General features: G+C 58.2%; 2 protein-coding genes. Both read left to right on the top strand.

Features of this window, described 5'->3' with window-relative positions:
* Positions 1-285: 285 nt before the first annotated feature.
* Positions 286-1365, top strand: a complete 1080-nt coding sequence (gene serC, locus LPA02S_RS11185; RefSeq protein ID WP_054651037.1) for a 3-phosphoserine/phosphohydroxythreonine transaminase — start codon at positions 286-288, stop codon at positions 1363-1365.
* A gap of 21 nt (positions 1366-1386) precedes the next feature.
* Complete coding sequence (locus LPA02S_RS11180; protein ID WP_054651035.1) at positions 1387-2571, top strand: phosphoglycerate dehydrogenase; 1185 nt, start codon at positions 1387-1389, stop codon at positions 2569-2571.
* Positions 2572-2924 lie beyond the last annotated feature (353 nt).

Raw genomic sequence — 2924 nt, 5'->3', positions numbered from 1 at the left:
CGCAGCTCGTTTTCATACGCACGAGTAACACGGGAGCACCTCCGGGACATTGTCGTGGTTACTGTTTTGTCCGTAGCCAGAACGAGAACAGTTGCGTGTCAAGCGACATGGATTACTATAATTGCGGCTGCAGTTAAGCCCATTTTTGGCCTTTTGGTGTTAGTAGCTTATGCGTCGCTTTCTGCGTAGCGCGTTTCCCGTCCAACTCTCCGCCCCAAACCCCATCCCAGGCCTCAAACCTATTTCCCCGCCACTAACGCACACACCCCCAAAGGAGGTAGCATCATGCCTACATACAACTTTGCCGCCGGTCCGGCCGTCATGCCGGAACCGGTTATCAACCAGATTCAGCGCGAACTGCCATCACTCGGTGGTTCCGGAATGAGCATCACGGAAATTTCTCACCGTTCGGCTGCATTCACCGACATTATTGAGCGCGCGGAGGCCGATTTGCGGGCGCTGATGGATATTCCCGACGATTACGCCGTTCTGTGGATGCAGGGCGGCGGCACCGGTCAGTTTGCCGCCGCACCTTTGAACCTCGCCACCACGCACCAGCGCATTGCGTTGCTCGACAGCGGTCACTGGGCGGTGCGGGCCGGCGACGAAGCGACCAGTCTGGGGTTCAAAGTGGACGTGGTTGGCAGTACCAAAGCTGACCATTACCACACACTCCCGGAGTTGGCACACCCATTAACCGCCGGCACGTACGATTACCTCCACATCACCACGAACAATACAATCGAGGGCACGGCGTTCCATCAGTTACCCGCGACAAACGGAACCACGTTGGTGGGGGACATGTCGTCCAACATTCTTGCCGAACGGTATAACGTCCGCGACTTTGGCCTCATCTTTGCGGGAGCACAGAAGAACTTGGGCCCCGCCGGCGTAACGATTGTTATCGTTCGGCGCGACCTGGTTCACCAAGTGTCGCACTTGCCCAGCATGTTGAATTACCAGTTGTTTATGGACAAGCATTCTTTGTATAACACCCCGCCAGTTTTCGCAATCTACGCGTGCGGGTTGGTGCTGCAGTGGCTGCGCGAGCAGGGCGGCGTGGACGAAATGGAGCGGCGCAACCGGGAAAAGTCGGGCCGACTATACGACTTTCTGGATGAATCAAAGTTGTTTTACAACCCAGTTACCTCCAACGCGCGATCCCTCACCAACGTACCGTTTATGACGGGCGACGCGGATTTGGATGCGCAAGTCATTGCGGCCTGCCAGGCGGCGGGTTTGATGAACCTGAAGGGCCACCGAAGCGTGGGCGGCCTGCGCGCCAGTTTGTACAACGCGCTACCACTAGCGGCAGTGGACGCGTTGATCGATTGCTTATACCACTTTGAAAAGGATCACGCGTAGACGCGTACAGGAGGACTGATTATGTTTCAAGTAAAGACATTTAACGCCATTGCACAGGTGGGACTCGATTCGTTTACTAACAATTACGCGGTCAACCAGACGGACGCCGCGGACGCGTACCTGATCCGGTCGGTGGACTTACACGGCGCGACTTTGCCCGCTGCTTTGAAGGTCATTGCGCGTGCCGGCGCGGGATTCAACAACATTCCGTTGGATTTGGCGACGGCGAACGGTACCGCGGTGTTCAACACCCCCGGCAGCAATGCCAACGCGGTTAAGGAGCTGGTCATCACGATGCTGGTGGCGGCGGCCCGCAACGTCTTTGCGGCAGCGGAGTACGCCGGCCACAATAGCGGCGCCGACATTTCGACGCGGACGGAGCACGACAAAACTAAGTTCAACGGCACCGAGTTGATGGGCAAAACGTTGGCAGTCATTGGCGTGGGGCACGTGGGGGCGTTGGTTGCCCACGCGGCCAGCGATATGGGGATGAAGGTGGTGGGTTACGACCCGTACCTGTCGGCGGACGACGCCTGGCATATTCCCACGAGCACCGTACGGGCACGGACGTTGGCGGTGGCGCTGGCGAACGCGGACTACGTGACGGTGCACGTACCGAAAAACGAGGAAACCACGGGGATGATTAGCACGGCAGAGCTGGCGATGATGCGGCCGGACAGCGTCCTCCTCAACTTTGCCCGGGGTGGCATCGTGGACAACAAAGCCGTGGTGCACGCGTTGGACGAGGGCCGGCTGCGACAGTACCTGACCGATTTTGGCGACGACGTGATCCTGGGGCGCGATGATGTGGTGGTGACGCCACATATTGGTGGCTCGACGCTCGAGGCGGAGGCGAACGGCGCGGTGCAGGGGGCGCAGACCATCATGAGCTTCCTGGAGACGGGGAACGTGAACCACAGTGTGAACCTGCCGACGTTGCAGGTGCCGTTCACGACGCAGTACCGGTTGACGCTGATGCACCAAAACAAGCCGAACATGGTTGGGCAGATTGCGACCATGTTGGCGCAGCGGGGAATTAACATTGAGGGCATGAGCAACGCGGCAAGGGACGACGTGGCGTACAGTATTATTGACGTTAACCAGTTCACTGGGGCGCAGGACGCGGAGCTGCTGGGGAAGTTAAAGCAGATTGACGCGGTGTACCGGGTGCGGTTGTTGCGGCGGCCGGAGCCACAGGTAATTTAGCGGGCGGCCATTGACAAGCAAAATGCGCTTGTGTAGTATCGTAAATAACTTATTAATTAAATAGCTATTGGGTCGGTCCGTCGTCGGGCGGTCGGCTTAGGCACTCACCTCACAATCGTAGGCACGGCGCATGGCGCTGGAAGGTTGTGGGGTGGGTGCTTTTTGTTAGAGAGCGGAGCAGGCCGTTTAGAAAGCAGAGCATAAGTTACTGCCACCGAAAGGCCCGCACTTGGCCTTTTGGTGGCAGTAGCTTATGCGTCGCTTTCTGGCCTGCGCAGCTCGTTTCCATACGCACGGGTAACGCGGGAGCGCTGTACCGTCTAGCCGTTAAAGTAGCGGTGAAGCCCGGGCTT

Origin of the sequence: Lacticaseibacillus pantheris DSM 15945 = JCM 12539 = NBRC 106106, from assembly GCF_001591865.1 — a bacterium.
Lineage (GTDB): Bacteria > Bacillota > Bacilli > Lactobacillales > Lactobacillaceae > Lacticaseibacillus > Lacticaseibacillus pantheris.
Note: the sequence above shows the minus strand (reverse complement) of the source record. Positions and strands in the feature narration are given on the sequence as shown.

Excerpts from the sequence above, each read along its gene's own strand:
- serC (WP_054651037.1), top strand. The coding sequence starts at position 286 with ATGCCTACATACAACTTTGCCGCCGGTCCGGCCGTCATGCCGGAACCG.
- LPA02S_RS11180 (WP_054651035.1), top strand. The coding sequence starts at position 1,387 with ATGTTTCAAGTAAAGACATTTAACGCCATTGCACAGGTGGGACTCGAT.